Below are 14,819 nucleotides of genomic sequence, written 5' to 3' on the forward strand. Positions count from 1 at the left end.
GAATGTTGTTTTTGTTGTTCGAAGGCCTGAGTCGGTGATTTAAAGTTGGCGGCTTCCCTCCTCTCGCAACAGCGCCTGCAAGGTGTCCAGCCGCGCACCGTCGAAAGCCATCACGGTGCCCTGCTCGAACACCCGGCGCGCCAGCCCGGTCAACACCGCACCGGGCGGCAGTTCGATCTGTAGACGTACGCCGCGCTCGTAGGCGCTTTGCACCGTGCCGCGCCAATCCACCACGCGGCACATGTTGAACGCGAGGTCGTCGCGCAAGGCGTCGGGCTTGACCAAGGGCCGTGCACGACTGCCGCTCAGGTAACCCAAAACCGGGGTGTTCAGTGTCACACTGGCGAACGCTTGCGCCAGGGCTTTCGCCGGTGCCTCCAGCAGCGGGCAGTGGGAGGGCACGCTGACCGCAAGACGCTTGATCACACAGGTACACGCCCCGCGACGCGCCTTCGCCAGCCCGGCCACGGCCTTCATCGCCTCATCGCTCCCGGCGATCACCACTTGGTTATCGGCGTTGATGTTGGCCAGGTAAACCGGTGAATCGGTGCTGTGGACCTGCGCCAGCAAAGCTTCCACTGTCGCCAGGTCCAGACCGATGATTGCCGTCATGCCATAGCCCTGCGGATAGGCCTGTTGCATCAGCTCACCGCGCAGACTCACCAGTTGCAATGCATCGCTGAAACTCAATGCGCCCGCCACCACCGCCGCCGGGTAGGCACCGATGGACAGGCCCGCGACGTAGTCCGGCGCCATCGCCAGCTGACGTGCGGCGGCCACCCCCGCGATCAGCAGGCACAGCTGAACGGCCCGTGTCGACTTCAACGCGTCGGCCGCATCCAGCCGCAGGACGTCCTCGCCCAAGACGTCACTGGCCTCGATCAGCGTTGGCGCCGGCAAGCGATGAAGCATGCCCGGCTGCTGCGCGCCCTGGCCGGGAAACACCAGCAGGCTGCTCATGCCACCTGCTCCAGCGGCTGCCACGGATCCGCGACCAGACAGGCTGCGCTGGCATTTTTCAGTAACACCCGGTGTGCCGCACCGGCCCACTCACGCAGGGCAACCGCGCCAAACGGCGTCTGCAATTGCATGTCGACCGGGCACACCACCGAGTCCAGAATCTTCACCCAGGCCTGCGCCCGGGAGCGCTCCATCGGTTGTGGCGTGCGCAGGATCAGGTCGAGATCGCTGCCCTCGTGCAAGGCCCGAATACCGCTGGCCAACTCGAAGCCGGCGCTGCCGCTGACACCCCAGGTCCAACCGCACTCATCCAGTATCGGACGCAACTGGTCGAGCGCACGCAGGGCCGGCAAGTCGCGGTCCGTCGAGACATGACACAGGGCTTCCGGGCTCACGCAACGCTGGACCGACTCGACCGCCATCAGTGTCGCGTAACGCTGTTCGCGCAGGCGCCCACGCACGCCGACCGCGACCTGGCCCGCCGCACTCAGTGCACGCCGGACCACCACCGGCTGACCGGCGCGCAGCGACTCGACCGCCCAGCCCGGCGCGTCCGACGGCAACTGCCCGGGGGACATGCCCCAGAGCAGGTCGTGGGCCAGAAAAGTACTCACCACTGCGCTCTCAGCAGTTGGCGAACCTGGCTCGACGCCGCGCGATTGCCGGCACCCAGGCGGCTGCTCAAATCGCGGCCGTTGGCGGCCACATCGCCGATGGCCTGGCTCAGGCACTCAGTGACCCGCGTCAGGTCGGCTGCGGTCGGTTGTTCGATCCGCTCCACCGACAGGGTTTCCCACAGCAAACCCAGGCCGGCATAGCTGTCGATGTCATAGGCCATCGGCGGCACGCTGGCGGCCAGCGCCTCGAGTTCTTCGACGCTGCGCAGGGTCACCCGCGCCGCCGAAGCCTTGCCCATTGCATGCACCATCACCCCCGGATCGCGCAACGCGATCAAGCGGTTGGCCTGATAACCGTGGGCCAGAAACGCTCCCGACATCGCCTTGCCCACCAGCAGCGCAATGACCGCGTGGCCGGCCAGCCGTGCGCGGGCGTAGCTGTCCGCCGCGCCGGCCAAGGCCTGGTGAATGCCGAGCGCTTCTTCGCGTCGGCCATAGGCCTGGCTCGGTACGTCGACGATGGCGATCAAGGGGCGCTTTTGCGCTTTCTGCGCATCGGCGACGATGACGTCATCCACTGCCTTGGCCAGTCCCCAGCCTTCGAGCAAACCGACTTCGCCGTTGCGTGCCCGGACAAAACGGTTGTCGGGATCGGCCACCACCGCAATGAAGCGCACCGCCTGCTCGCCCAATACGCCATCGGCGACTTTCAACGACGTTGGCAAGCCTTCAACAGTGTTCGCCCCTGCACTCAGGGCGTTGAACCAGTGCAAACCCCTCAGGGAATACGAACTCATGGGCGCTCTCCTTGGTACAGGTGGCGAACCGTTGCCGGCTCGATTTGCGGCTCGGCGTCCAGGCGGGCCAGCCGTTGCAGAAACAGATCGGCCTGACGGCTGCGGGGCTGTTCCGGCAACCCCTGGTGCAGCAACTCGCTGACCTGCTGCTGAATCTGCGCCACGTCGTCGGCGACATACCGATCCACCAGGCCACTGGCGAACCGCTGTTCGCCACCGGTCAGGCTCCAGATGAACGGCCGGTCGCGGGAGTCGTACTCCGCCAGCCCGGCTTCCTGTTCGATCACTTGCGGACCGTTCAAGCCCAGCCGGGCCTCCTGGGTCACCAGCAGGTAGCTGCACAACCCGGCGGCAATCGACATCCCGCCAAAGCAGCCCACACTGCCCGCCACCACCCCGACCACCGGTTGGTACTGGCGCAGGTCGACAATCGCCGCATGGATGTCGGCAATCGCCGCCAGCCCGAGGTTGGCTTCCTGCAAGCGCACGCCGCCGGTTTCCAGCAGCAACACGGCGCGCGTGGGAATGCCATTGCGGTTGTCTTCGGCCGCCAGTTCCAGGGCGCCGGCAATCTTCGCCCCGCCGACTTCTCCGAGGCTGCCGCCCTGGAACGCGCCTTCGATGGCCGCCAGCACCACTGGCAGACCGCCAATGCTGCCCTTGGCGATCACCACGCCGTCATCGGCTTGCGGCACCACGCCCTGGCGCGCCAGCCATGGCGACATGATGCGTTGAAACGGGTCGAGCAATTCACGGAAGGTGCCGGCATCGAGCAAGGCTTTCGCCCGCTGCCGCGCACCCAGTTCGATAAAACTGCGCTTGTGCAGGAGTGCGGCGTTATCAGTCATGGCCAATCTCCTCGAAGCCTTGTTCCAGGCGCAAGCGAACCACCCCCGGCGTCGCGCCGAAGTCGTGGATGTCGATGGTCATGGCCGGTGGTGTCTGGCCGTCGAACATCCGCGCAAACAGATGCTGCCAGCGTTGTTCGCTGCCGTTGACCGACGTCTGTACGGTGATGCTCAGTGTGCCGGGTTGCCCCGGTTCGATCAGCACTTCCAGATCGCCCGAGCCGACACAGCCGACCAGGGTCCGTCCGCGCGGCGGCTGCCCGGCGGGAAATTCAAAAGTCAAGGTTTCCATCAAAACGCTCCCGGGTGGATGCCGTCAGCCGAGCCGATACGGTCGATGAACAGGCAGGCAGCGAGCAAGTCCGCTGCACCGCCGGGCGAGGCATTCAAGGCGATTAATTGTTCGTCCAGTTCATGCAGGCGCCGGCGACCGACGAGGCTGGCGCTGCCGCCCGCGTCGAGCACGGCCTGGGCGCCCTGTTGCATGGTGTGCAGGCCGGTTTCACCGGCGCGATAAAGCACGCAGGTGTCGGCCAGGCGCGTCATGATCGCCAGCAACGCATCGAGTCGGGCGTTCTGTTCGCCATGACCGGCGGCGCGGCTGCGCTGAAGTTGCGGCAACGCCCGTTGCATCACGGCGGGGAAGCCGAGCTGGGCTTCTTCACGGGCACCATGCGCGCCGTAGCGCTGGGCCACCTGCGCGCCATGGCTCAAGGGGCGTGGCGCGTAGCGATCGTCGAGCAATGCCAGGCGCGCAGCGCGCAAGGTGATCGAGCTGGCCATGCAGGATTGCGGCGCCAGGGCGGCGGCGCTGACCAACAGGCCCAAGGCCCAGATGGCCCCGCGATGGGTGTTCACCCCGCCGGTCGTGGCGAGCATGGCGTGCTCCCCTTCCCGGCCGATCCGCCCAATGGCTTCGCGCAGCGGCAAGGCGATTTCACCCAGCTCGATGGCGGCTTCGGCCATTTCCTTGAACGCCGGCCACAACGACAACGCCGAAGCGTGCATCAAGCCCAGGTGCAAATCGGTGTGTGCGCCATTGCCGCGACGGTCCACCAGTGCCGGTTTCGGCGACAGGTCGGCTTCGTCGATCAACGCGTCCACCGCCAGGTCCGCCAGCCGTTCAGCCAGGGTGAGAGGTTTGGGTTGCAGATTGAAGGCGTGCATTACCAGCTCCTGAACTTGGCGGGCGGGTTGTAGAGGCCACCGGACCACTCGACCAGATCGGCCACGCTCTTCGCCGCCAGCAGTTCGCGGGTGGCGTCGGTGCGGCGGATGCCGAGGTCTTCGGGCAAGGCGATCAACCCTTCGCGGCGCAGGCGCGCGGTGTCTTTCGGGTTGTGCCGCAGTCCGATGGCCGTCACGCCGGCAACAGCGGCGATCATGGCCTGACGCTCTTGCAGCGAACGCGCCTTGTACAGGTAGGCGATGCCTTCTTCGGTCAGCAGGTGAGTGACGTCGTCGCCGTAGATCATGATCGGTGCCAGGGGCATCCCGCTTTTCCTGGCCACTTCCACGGCGTCGAGGGTTTCGACGAAGGTCGGTTTGCCGCCCTCCTGGAACGTCTCGACCATTTGCACCACGAGTTTCTTGCCGCGTTCGAGCATCGGCTCGGCCGCACCGCCGTGGCGCATGTCGAGCCACGCCGGCGTGCCGTGGCGCCGCCCGCGAGGGTCATGCCCCATGTTCGGCGCACCGCCGAAACCGGCGAGGCGGCCACGGGTCACAGTGGAGGAATGGCCATCGCCATCGACCTGCAGGGTGGCGCCGATGAACAGGTCCACCGCGTACTGCCCGGCCAGCTGGCTGAACATCCGGTTGGAACGCAAGGACCCATCGCGCCCGGTGAAGAACACGTCCGGCCGTGCGGCAATGTACTGCTCCATGCCCAGCTCGGTGCCGAAGCAATGCACGCTTTCCACCCAGCCGCTTTCGATGGCCGGGATCAGAGTCGGGTGCGGGTTGAGCGTCCAGTTGCGGCAGATCTTGCCCTTGAGGCCAAGGGACTCACCGTAGGTCGGCAGGATCAGCTCGATGGCGGCAGTGTTGAAACCGATGCCGTGGTTCAGGGACTGGACGTTGTGTTTTTCGTAAATGCCACGGATCGCCATCATCGCCATCAACACGTGCACAGGCTTGATGTGCCGGGGGTCGCGGGTGAACAGCGGCTCGATGTAGAACGGCTTGTCGGCCACCACCACGAAATCGACCCAGGAGGCGGGAATGTCGACCCGAGGCAGGTCGCTGACGTCGTCCACCAACTGGTTGACCTGGACGATGACGATACCGTCGCTGAACGCGGCCGGTTCGATCAGCGCCGGGGTGTCTTCGGTGCTGGGCCCGGTGTAGATGTTGCCGGCGCGGTCGGCCATGAAACCGGCCGAGAGCACGACGTTGGGAATCAGGTCCACCACCAGCCGCGCATAGAGCTCGATGTAAGTGTGGATGGCCCCGACTTCCAGCAGGCCGTCCTCCAGCAGCTGGCTGATGCGCAGGCTCTGGGTGCCGGCGAAGGAGAAGTCGAGCTTGCGGGCAATGCCGCGCTCGAACAGGTCCAGGTGCTCGGCGCGACCGACGCTGGGCATGATCATGTGCAGGTCGTGAAGCGTGCCCGGATCGGCCTTGGCCAGGGAGCGCGAAAGGAAATCCGCCTGCTTCTGGTTGTTGCCCTCCAGCACCACACGGTCGCCCGGCAGGATCAACGCCTCCAGTGCCGCCACAATGTGCTCGGTGGGCAGGACCACACCGTCAGCCAGGCCCTTGACCAGCTCCAGACGTCGCTGCTTCTCGCTGCGCCGCCGGCTCCATCGCGAGTCGGGGGATATTCTTGTTGTCATGACCACTCCACGGGTTCGCTGTCGTGGGGTCACCTTAGGAGGGTTGGGCGGCAAGCATCAATCAAGCCCGGCGAACGATTGTTACGGTCAGAGTAATGAATCTACATAGCCTTCGTATTCTGCAAGATTGCGCCGTTCGTGACACAACGCGAACGATCGCACTGTCTGAGCCCATCGAGCGATCTCGTCGATGTCACCCTATCAGTCGCAAAAAGGAACCACTGATCCGTTTTTGGGAATCTTCAATTCTCAGCCCAAACCCGCCGCCACCAGCATCTCCTCCAGCGCCAGCAAGTCCGGGACCCTCGCCACCTGGTCGGCCACCTGCACCGCGGCTTTTTCCAGCGGGCACAACGGCACATCCACATAGCTCAACTGACTGTCGAGCTTGTAGGAGCGCGGGATGCCCTGGACCAGCATCGCGATGAATTTCAGTTCAGGCCGCCCGCCCAGGGCATTGAGGATGACGATGCGGGCGCGCTCACCAATGACGATTTTTTGGCCGCAGGCGGATTCGAAATTGATCAGGGGAATCTGCCGATTACGCCACACGACCCGGCCGAGGTACCACGGCGGGGTGTCGAGGTCGAAGGCGGCGGGCTGGTAGTCGATCAACTCGGCAACCGCCACGTTGGGCAGGATCAGATGGCGGTCGGCCATCGGCAACAGCAGGCCCGTGAGTTGACTGGTGCGGTGCTCAAGCATGGGTTTTGCTCCACAGCGCGATGCTGTCGAGCAGCACCGATTCCTGATAGGGCTTGCCGAGGTAGTCGTTGACGCCGATGGCCATGGCGCGATCGCGGTGTTTCTGGCCGGTGCGCGAGGTGATCATGATGATCGGCAGATGCTTCAGGCGCTCGTCGGCGCGCACCTGGGTGGCGACTTCGAAACCGTCCATGCGCGGCATTTCAATGTCCAGCAGCATCAGGTCGGGCATGTGCTCCTCGAGCAGGAGCATGGCGTCGACCCCGTCCTTGGCGGTCAGCACGCTCATGCCGTGGCGTTCGAGCAAGCGGCTGGTGACCTTGCGCACGGTGACCGAGTCATCGACCACCAGCACCAGCAAAGGCTTGTGCGGTTCGGGCTCGCTGGCCGGTGCCTGCGCGCGTTGCGCGAGCTGTGCCTGCATGGCGCGCAGCGGCGCCAGCAGATCGAGAATCAGCACGACCCGACCGTCCCCGAGGATCGTCGCCCCGGACAGGCCCTGGACCGTGGCAAATTGTGGGCCGAGGCTTTTCACCACGATTTCCCGGCTGCCGGCCATGGCATCGACCTGCACCGCGATGTGCCGCTCGTTGCACTGCACCAGCAACAACGGCAACGGCTGACTCTGGCCCAGCAGCTTCGGACGGGGGCCGGTCTTCAGCAGTTCGCCCAGGTAGCACAGTTCGTAGCGTTGCCCGGCATACCGGTAGGTCGGTGGATCGAGCCGGTAATGCTCCTCGAGTTCGTTGGGCAGCACGCGCACGATGCCGTCGATGGTGTTCAGCGGGATCGCGTATTGATCCTCGGCACAATGCACCATCAGCGCCCGGTTGACCGAGACGGTGAACGGCAGGCGAATACGGAAATGCACGCCCTGCCCCGGCACGGAGTCGATGCTCATGTTGCCGCCCAACTGCCGGACCTCTTCATGCACCACGTCCATGCCCACGCCACGCCCGGAGATCTGGGTGATCTTCTCGGCCGTGGAGAACCCTGGTTGCAGGATGAACTGCAGCACGTCGCGATCGCTGATGTCGCTGTCCGGGGCCAGCAAGCCGCGCTTGATCGCCTTGCGCCGGACCGCCTCCAGCGGCACGCCGGCGCCGTCGTCGCGAATATCGAAAATCATGTCGCCGCCTTCGCGGGACAGGTCGAGGGTGATCCGCCCCTGCGCCGGCTTGCCCGCCGCGAGGCGCACGTCGGCGGGCTCCAGGCCATGGTCGACGGCATTGCGCAGCATGTGCTCCAGTGGCGCCGCCATGCGCTCCAGCACGTTGCGATCCATCTCGCCTTCGGCATTGCCGACCACGAAGGCCACGTCCTTGCCCAACTCCCCGGCGACCTGGCGGACGATGCGTTTCAGACGCGGCAGCATGCGCTCGAAAGGCACCATGCGCGTACGCATCAGGCCTTCCTGCAGTTCGCTGTTGATGCGGCCCTGTTGTTGCAGCAGGTTCTCCGCATCCTGATTGCGCCGGTCGAGGGTTTCCTTGAGGTCCAGCAAGTCCGAGGCGGACTCGAACAGCGCCCGCGACAGTTGCTGCAACTGCGAGTGGCGGTCCATTTCCAGCGGATCGAATTCTTCGTAGCCGGAACGCTCGGCATCGACCTGCTGGCGACTGAGAATCCGCCCCTGGGTTTCGGTATCGAGCCGGCGCAGTTGGTCGCGCATGCGCTCGATGGTGGTTTCCATCTCGCTCAACGTCACCTGCGCATCGCTGACCTGCTGCTCGATGCGGCCATGGAAGATCGACGTTTCACCGGCCAGGTTGACCAGGTCGTCGAGCAGTTCCGCCGACACCTTGACTTGGTCGGCACCGGCATCGGCTGGTGGGGTCGGCGCTTCGATCTTGGGCGCAACGGGCACCGGCACCGCCGCATCCTGCGCCTGATGACTGAAGTTGCGGATCGCTTCGATCAGTCGGTCCGCCGACGGCAAGGCCAGCCCGGCGCGGGTGGCATCGAGCATGTGCGCCAGCCGGTCATGGCTGCTCTGCAACAGTTCGAAAAGGGCCTCGGTGGGCTTCAGAACCCCGGCAGACAAGCCTTCGTAGAGGAATTCCAGCTCATGGGCGAGGTCGCCGATCGGCGTGATTTCCACCATTCGCGCACCGCCCTTGAGCGTGTGCAGATCACGCAGCAGGGTCTCCGCCTCCTGGCGATTGGAGGGGTCGGCCTGCCATCGCAGCAACGCCGCGCCGGAGTTCTCGATGATGTCGAAGCCTTCCTCGAGGAAGATGTCCAGCAGCTCCGGATCATGCCCCGCCGACTCCTGCGCCCGTGACGACTCGGCGATTTCAGGCGCGCCGGCCTTGCCCTGGCGGAACGCACGGATGGCCTCGATCAATTCTGCCGGGTCACTCAAGGGTTTGCCGGTCTGCAGTTGTTCAAGCAGTTGGGCCAGCCGGTCATGGCTTTTTTGCAGCAACTGCGCCAACGCCTCGGCGTGGTTGTAGCGCCGATCGACCAGCCCTTCATAGAGGCTTTCCAGCTCATGGGCGAGGTCGCCGACCGGTTCGACTTCAGCCATCCGCGCACCGCCCTTGAGGGTGTGCAGATCGCGCTGCAGCGAGAGCAGCGGCGCGGCGTTTTCCGGGTCGTCCAGCCAGCGCTGCAGGGCCTGGCCAGCGCTTTCGAGGATGTCCACCGCCTCCTCGAGAAAGATCGAGACGATCTCGTCGTCAAGGTCCGCGGTGGGAGCGACGGTGCGCGTGCGCTCGAGTTCCGCGGTGGCATCGCTCAGGTCACGGATGCTCAGGGGACGACTGCCGTCGCTGCGGACCAGACCCAGGGCCGACGGGTCGAGGCCTTCATCGAGCAGGTCGCGCAGAGCTTGGACACGCGCCGGTTGCGGGCTGACTTCCTGGCCGGCGGCCAGTTCGTCGAGCATGTTGATCAGCGCCTCGTGGGCCCCTTGGGCTTCGTGGAAAAACCGCTGGTCAACCGCCAGGCTGCTTTCTTCCACCGCGCCATACAGGTCGAGCAAGGCTTCGCAGAGTTCGTCCACCGGGTGCAGGTCGGCCAGGTGCGCGCTCTCGCCCAGGGTGGTCAATTCATCCAGGAGCGCACTGAGTTCCTGGCGTTCGCCGGGATGCTCCTGCCAGCGCTGCAACAGGCTCTCGGCGTCCAGCAGGATGTCCATGCCCTGGGCCAGGAAATTGTTGATCAACTGCGGATCGCGCTTGGTTCGCAGCGTCGCGCTCGGCGCCGCCATCAATTTCTCCAGACGTTCGGCCAGAACGGCCTGGGTCCGCTGGATCAGCGGCGCGGCGCCGGGGATCGGCGCCAGCGGATCGACCTTGAGCTGACGCAGCCCCAGGCGGAAAACGCCTTCGGCTTCCAGCAGCAGCTCGACTTCGTCCAGGTCCAGGGCGATCAGGTGTGCCTTGTATTCGCGGGCGAGTTGATCCAGGGGCGCCGCCAGTTCGGCGATCGGCAACACGCCGGCCATCGAGGCGCTGCCCTTGAGCGTGTGCAAGGCCCGTTGCAACTCGTCGCTGGCGGGCAACGGCACATGCTCGGCCGCCTGATCGAGGAACCGGTTGAGGCTTGCCAGGTGGGTCTCGGCCTCCTTGCGAAAGATATCCAGCAACAAGGGGTCCAGGGCCGCGACGTCCTGCACGTCTTCATCGGCCAGCGGCTCAGCGCCCTTGGCGAGGGCATGGGCACGGGCGGCCAACTGGTCGACGTCGAGACGCTGGCGCTGGGCATGATCGGCGTATTCATCGATCAACTCCGGCAGCAGGCCCAGCACATCGTCCAACAGTTTGTGCACCGCAGGAGCGGGTTGGACACTGCGTTCCAACACACGGTTGAGCAGGTTTTCCACAGCCCAGGCCAGTTCGCCCAGCACCAGTGCACGAACCATGCGCCCACTGCCTTTGAGCGTATGGAAGGCCCGACGCAATTCCCCCAGGCTCGACTCATCGGCGGGATCGGCCAGCCAGCGGGGCAGGTACTCGCGCAGGATGTCCAGGACTTCCTCGGTCTCCTCGAGGAACACCTCGCGCAGTTCCTCGTCCACCGCTGCTTCGCCTGCCGGCGGCGGTAACAGGCTGCCCGGCGTGCTCAGTGCTGGCGGATTGACCGCCGATAGCGGATTGGCGAGGACATCGGCCAAGGTCTGAACGACATCGGGATCGTCCAGTTCCTGCAAGTCCTGCATCACCTGCGCCTCACTCGGGCTGAGCACATCGTCGAGCACCGGCACATCGTGTTCGCTGGGGAAAAACCCGAGCGAGGCGAGGCTGGTCTCTGCGACGTCGAGCAACTGTTCGCTGGTGGTCTCCGGGTCGTCGCTCAAGCGCTCCAGGTAATACTCGATGCTGGTGATGACGTCGGCCAGGCTGTCCAATTCTTCCCAGTCAGGCTGCCCCGGCTCCACCAGCAAATGATCGCGGATGAAATGGTTGCAGGTGTCGATCAGGCTCGCCGCCCGGCTCAGCGGGATCATCGCCAGTGCGCCGCGCACCTGGGTCAGCAGGGCCGGCAGCGGTTGCAGCGTCTGGCGGTCCCAGTCGGCGTCGATGTAGTCGACGATCATGTCCTTGGCCTGCTGCAGGCAGATGCGGGCTTCCTTGATCACGATCTGATGGATCTGCGTCAGGTCGGTGGTCGGCAGCCCGCTGTCTTCCGGATTCTCCGGTTCGACGGTGCCCACCATGCCGGCCAGCGTCGCCTCGACGTAGAGCAAGGCACCGGCGACGTCCATGAGCACCGCGTCGTCGGGTGCGCGCTGGCCCTGGACCAGGCTCAGCACCACCGCCAGTTGATCGATGATGACCTTGCGCGGCTGGCCGAAGCCCAGCACCGCCAGGGTGTCGGCGATCTGCCGCAACGGCGCGAGCAGGCTGTCGAGGTCCGAGGTGTGCTGGCGGTCGCTGCGCACGAACAGGTCGAGGCGCTCTTTCACGCGCACCAGTTCCTCGCACAGCGCGGCCAGCACCGAGCGCATGGCATCGCGGTCGGGGCCGGCCAGCCGTGCGTGCTCTTCATCGACCATCGCGCTGTCAGGCAGCGCATCGTCCAGTGCGTAGCGGTCTTTCATGGTCAGCATCTGTCCGGTGGGGTGTTCGGCCTTGGCGATGTAGAACAGCAAACTCTTGAGCAGCTCCGGCGGCGCCGGCTGGTTGATCGCGGTCATGCCCTGTTCGAGCACGCGCTTGAGTTCCTTGTCGGCGTCCTTGAACAGGCTGCGCAGGGCCGGGCTGTTGGCTATCGCGCCGCCGCGCATGCCTTCGACCAGCGCCGAGGCCACCTGCCACAACGGACTCAGGGGCGCGTTGCCGCACAACCCTTCCAGGCGGGAAAACACCTTGGCCAGGTAACCGAGGTGCGTTTCATCGTCCTGTTCGCGCAGCAACCCGACCAGGGCCATCTGCAACATCTGGCGCAGTTTGCGCAACACATTCGGCAGGTCCGCCGGTTCCAGCAACGCCAGCGCCTCGTCGTCAAGCGGCGGCAACTCCGGCCATTGCGGGGCGAACAGGCTGGTTTCCGACAGCAGGCTTTCGCCCCGGGCGCTGCGCAGATCGTTGATCAGCGGCAGCACCACCAGCGGCAGATCGCGACGCGCAGCCTGGACACGGTCCAGATAGACCGGCAATTGCCCCAAGGCTTGCAGCAACAGGTGAGTCGCCTCGTCGCGATGGCTGATCCGGCTCTGTTGCAGGGCGCTGGCCAGGTGCTCCATTTCTTCGGCGAGCAGGGCCGCGCCGTAGAACTCGACCATCTGCAAACTGCCGTGAACCTGATGGATGCACGCCAGGCACTCGTCCAGGGCGTGCGGCGCCTGTGGGTCATCCAGCAGCGTTTCTATCGCCTGATGCGCCACTTTCAACGTTTCGGCAATCTCGCCCTTGACCCACTCGAGGGCTACATAGTCGTGCCGATCACCCATAACGACTCCCGTGCGCGTCACACTTTATCCACAGTCTGCGCCTTGGCGGCCGGCAAGGTGAAACCGGATACCGAGCGGCGCAACTGGCTGGCCATTTTCGCCAGGTTGCCAATGCTCTCGGCCGTGGCGGAGGAGCCGGACGAGGTTTGCGTGGTGATCTGCTGGATCACGTTCATGGTCAGGGAAATCTGGCCGGCCGACGAGGTCTGCTGCTGGGCGGCATTGGAGATGCTCTGGATCAGCGCGGCCAGGGTCTTGGAGACCCCTTCGATTTCTTCCAGGGCCACTCCGGCATCCTGCGCCAGACGTGCGCCGCGCACCACTTCGGTGGTGGTCTGCTCCATGGAGATGACCGCTTCGTTGGTGTCGGCCTGGATCGCCCGCACCAGTGTCTCGATCTGCCGCGTCGCGGCGGACGAACGCTCGGCCAGGCGCTGGACTTCGTCGGCCACCACGGCAAAACCGCGTCCGGCATCACCAGCCATGGAGGCCTGGATCGCCGCATTCAACGCGAGGATGTTGGTTTGATCGGCAATGTCATCGATCAGGCTGACAATGTCGCCGATTTCCTGGGAGGACTCGCCCAGGCGCTTGATGCGCTTGGCGGTGTCCTGGATCTGCTCGCGAATATTGTCCATGCCGTGGATGGTGTTGTGCACCACCTCGTTGCCTTTGTTGGCGATTTCCACCGAGCGCTCGGCGACCGCCGAGGATTCGGCGGCGTTGGCCGACACCTGGTCGATGGATTGCGCCATGTCGTTGATCGCCGTGGATGCTTCGCTGATCTGCTGGGCCTGATGCTCCGAGGCTTGCGCCAGGTGTATGGCGGTCGCCTGGGTTTCCTGCACAGCGGCCGCCACCTGGCCGGCGGTGAGGTTGATCGTGGCCACCAGGTCGCGCAGTTGGTCGACGGAATAGTTGATCGAGTCGGCGATGGTGCCGGTGAAATCCTCGGTCACCGAGGCTGTCACGGTCAGGTCGCCGTCGGCCAGGTCTTCGATCTCGTCGAGCAAGCGCATGATCGCGTTCTGGTTGCGCTCGTTCTTTTCGGCGGTCTCGCGCAACTGGCGGTTGGTTTCGCGAACCATCACCAGGCCAATGAGGATGATCGACATCAAGGCCAGCAGCCCCAGCACATAGCCACCAATGGTGTCGGTATCGCGTCCGCCGGCCAGGTTCTCCAGCCCGATGGCCAGCTGCGAGGCTTCGTCGAGCAGGGTTTGCGACAGGCTGAAAATATTGGTCGCCGACTCGCGGACCTTGAACAGCTCCGGCGAGGTTTCGAGGATTTCGTCCACCGACCCCGAGACGAATTCGAACAGCTCGGAAATCTCGATCAGCCGGGCACGGGCATCGCGATCTTCGACCTGGCTGACTTTCAACGCCGGGTTGCCCTGCAGCATACCCGTGAGCACCTGGCCGAAACGTGTGGCGTCGCGCCCGAACGCATCGGCCGCCTGCTGTGAGTTTTCGTCGCCGGACAGCACAGTGTTCACCGCGCCGAGAATGCGCTCCGCCAGCAGCGACTGGCGCTGGGCCATGGCCACCTGGGTCGCCGGCGCGCCACGCTGCAGCAGGATCTCGACGACCTTCTCGTACTCGACCTGCAACTGCGGCACAGTTTCGGCCAGGGTGGCGGCCACCTGATGCAGGGACAGCACGGTCTGCTCGCTGGACAGGATCGCGTCGGTATTTTTCAGCAGGCGCTCCCAGTCCATTTGCACCGCGCGCATTTCCGGGCGCACGGTGGACGGCGCAGGCGGCAGGCCGGTGGCCGGGTCGCCTTTTTTCAGGTAGCCCCAACGCTGGGCGAAGTCGTTGCGCGCATCGCTCAGCAACTTGAACGCTGCCGCCTTGCCGGCAGCCGCTTCAGTGGCGTTCTTGGCGATGCGCTGGGACAGCACGCGCAACTCGCCGGCGTGGCCGATGTACTGCTTGTCGTACGTGGCTTGCGTGTTGAGGTAAGCGAAGTTGGCGAACAACAGCATGATGAAGACAATCAGCGCGATGAACAGCACGATGATCTGCGATCGGCTGCGCGACCCTTCCGGCTTGCCTGTTTTTGCTTTCGTCATCGGTCCTCGCCCATTTGAACCTTACCGGAGTCCTGTTGGAGCGGGCCCTGCTCGCGATTCGGGCGCCACGGTGAGCCAGGC

At 65.0% G+C, this 14,819-nt stretch carries 10 protein-coding genes; all 10 read right to left on the reverse strand.

Annotated features, from left to right (window positions below; genetic code table 11):
• Nucleotides 1-39: 39 nt before the first annotated feature.
• Entirely contained in the window at nucleotides 40-960 is a 921-nt protein-coding gene (gene mdcH, locus IB249_RS17035; protein WP_192306780.1) for a malonate decarboxylase subunit epsilon, read from the reverse strand.
• The gene (locus IB249_RS17040) at nucleotides 957-1,577 is read right to left on the reverse strand and encodes a malonate decarboxylase holo-ACP synthase (RefSeq protein WP_192306781.1); all 621 of its coding nucleotides are present in this window, start codon (nucleotides 1,575-1,577) and stop codon (nucleotides 957-959) included. The genes mdcH and IB249_RS17040 overlap by 4 nt, the downstream gene beginning before the upstream one ends.
• Nucleotides 1,571-2,374 (reverse strand): biotin-independent malonate decarboxylase subunit gamma, encoded by an 804-nt coding sequence (gene mdcE, locus IB249_RS17045; RefSeq protein ID WP_192306782.1) that lies wholly within the window; start codon nucleotides 2,372-2,374, stop codon nucleotides 1,571-1,573. The genes IB249_RS17040 and mdcE overlap by 7 nt, the downstream gene beginning before the upstream one ends.
• Entirely contained in the window at nucleotides 2,371-3,222 is an 852-nt protein-coding gene (locus IB249_RS17050) for a biotin-independent malonate decarboxylase subunit beta (RefSeq protein ID WP_192306784.1), read from the reverse strand. The genes mdcE and IB249_RS17050 overlap by 4 nt, the downstream gene beginning before the upstream one ends.
• Entirely contained in the window at nucleotides 3,215-3,514 is a 300-nt protein-coding gene (locus IB249_RS17055) for a malonate decarboxylase subunit delta (RefSeq protein WP_192306785.1), read from the reverse strand. Before IB249_RS17055 ends, IB249_RS17050 begins: the two co-directional genes overlap by 8 nt.
• Entirely contained in the window at nucleotides 3,514-4,389 is an 876-nt protein-coding gene (locus IB249_RS17060; protein ID WP_192306786.1) for a triphosphoribosyl-dephospho-CoA synthase, read from the reverse strand. Before IB249_RS17060 ends, IB249_RS17055 begins: the two co-directional genes overlap by 1 nt.
• On the reverse strand, nucleotides 4,389-6,059 hold the full coding sequence (gene mdcA, locus IB249_RS17065) for a malonate decarboxylase subunit alpha (RefSeq protein ID WP_192306788.1): 1,671 nt from the start codon (nucleotides 6,057-6,059) through the stop codon (nucleotides 4,389-4,391). The genes IB249_RS17060 and mdcA overlap by 1 nt, the downstream gene beginning before the upstream one ends.
• A gap of 249 nt (nucleotides 6,060-6,308) precedes the next feature.
• Nucleotides 6,309-6,764: a chemotaxis protein CheW gene (locus IB249_RS17070; protein WP_192306790.1), complete on the reverse strand. Its 456-nt coding sequence runs from the start codon at nucleotides 6,762-6,764 to the stop codon at nucleotides 6,309-6,311.
• Complete coding sequence (locus IB249_RS17075; RefSeq protein ID WP_192306793.1) at nucleotides 6,757-12,663, reverse strand: Hpt domain-containing protein; 5,907 nt, start codon at nucleotides 12,661-12,663, stop codon at nucleotides 6,757-6,759. The genes IB249_RS17070 and IB249_RS17075 overlap by 8 nt, the downstream gene beginning before the upstream one ends.
• A 17-nt stretch (nucleotides 12,664-12,680) precedes the next feature.
• The gene (locus IB249_RS17080; RefSeq protein ID WP_192306795.1) at nucleotides 12,681-14,738 is read right to left on the reverse strand and encodes a methyl-accepting chemotaxis protein; all 2,058 of its coding nucleotides are present in this window, start codon (nucleotides 14,736-14,738) and stop codon (nucleotides 12,681-12,683) included.
• Nucleotides 14,739-14,819: the final 81 nt, after the last annotated feature.

This window comes from Pseudomonas sp. PDM04 (genome assembly GCF_014851765.1).
Lineage (GTDB): Bacteria > Pseudomonadota > Gammaproteobacteria > Pseudomonadales > Pseudomonadaceae > Aquipseudomonas.

Coding starts and splice junctions, on each gene's coding strand:
- mdcH (WP_192306780.1), bottom strand. CDS start 960: ATGAGCAGCCTGCTGGTGTTTCCCGGCCAGGGCGCGCAGCAGCCGGGC.
- mdcE (WP_192306782.1), bottom strand. CDS start 2,374: ATGAGTTCGTATTCCCTGAGGGGTTTGCACTGGTTCAACGCCCTGAGT.
- IB249_RS17050 (WP_192306784.1), bottom strand. CDS start 3,222: ATGACTGATAACGCCGCACTCCTGCACAAGCGCAGTTTTATCGAACTG.
- IB249_RS17055 (WP_192306785.1), bottom strand. CDS start 3,514: ATGGAAACCTTGACTTTTGAATTTCCCGCCGGGCAGCCGCCGCGCGGA.
- IB249_RS17060 (WP_192306786.1), bottom strand. CDS start 4,389: ATGCACGCCTTCAATCTGCAACCCAAACCTCTCACCCTGGCTGAACGG.
- mdcA (WP_192306788.1), bottom strand. CDS start 6,059: ATGACAACAAGAATATCCCCCGACTCGCGATGGAGCCGGCGGCGCAGC.
- IB249_RS17070 (WP_192306790.1), bottom strand. CDS start 6,764: ATGCTTGAGCACCGCACCAGTCAACTCACGGGCCTGCTGTTGCCGATG.
- IB249_RS17075 (WP_192306793.1), bottom strand. CDS start 12,663: ATGGGTGATCGGCACGACTATGTAGCCCTCGAGTGGGTCAAGGGCGAG.
- IB249_RS17080 (WP_192306795.1), bottom strand. CDS start 14,738: ATGACGAAAGCAAAAACAGGCAAGCCGGAAGGGTCGCGCAGCCGATCG.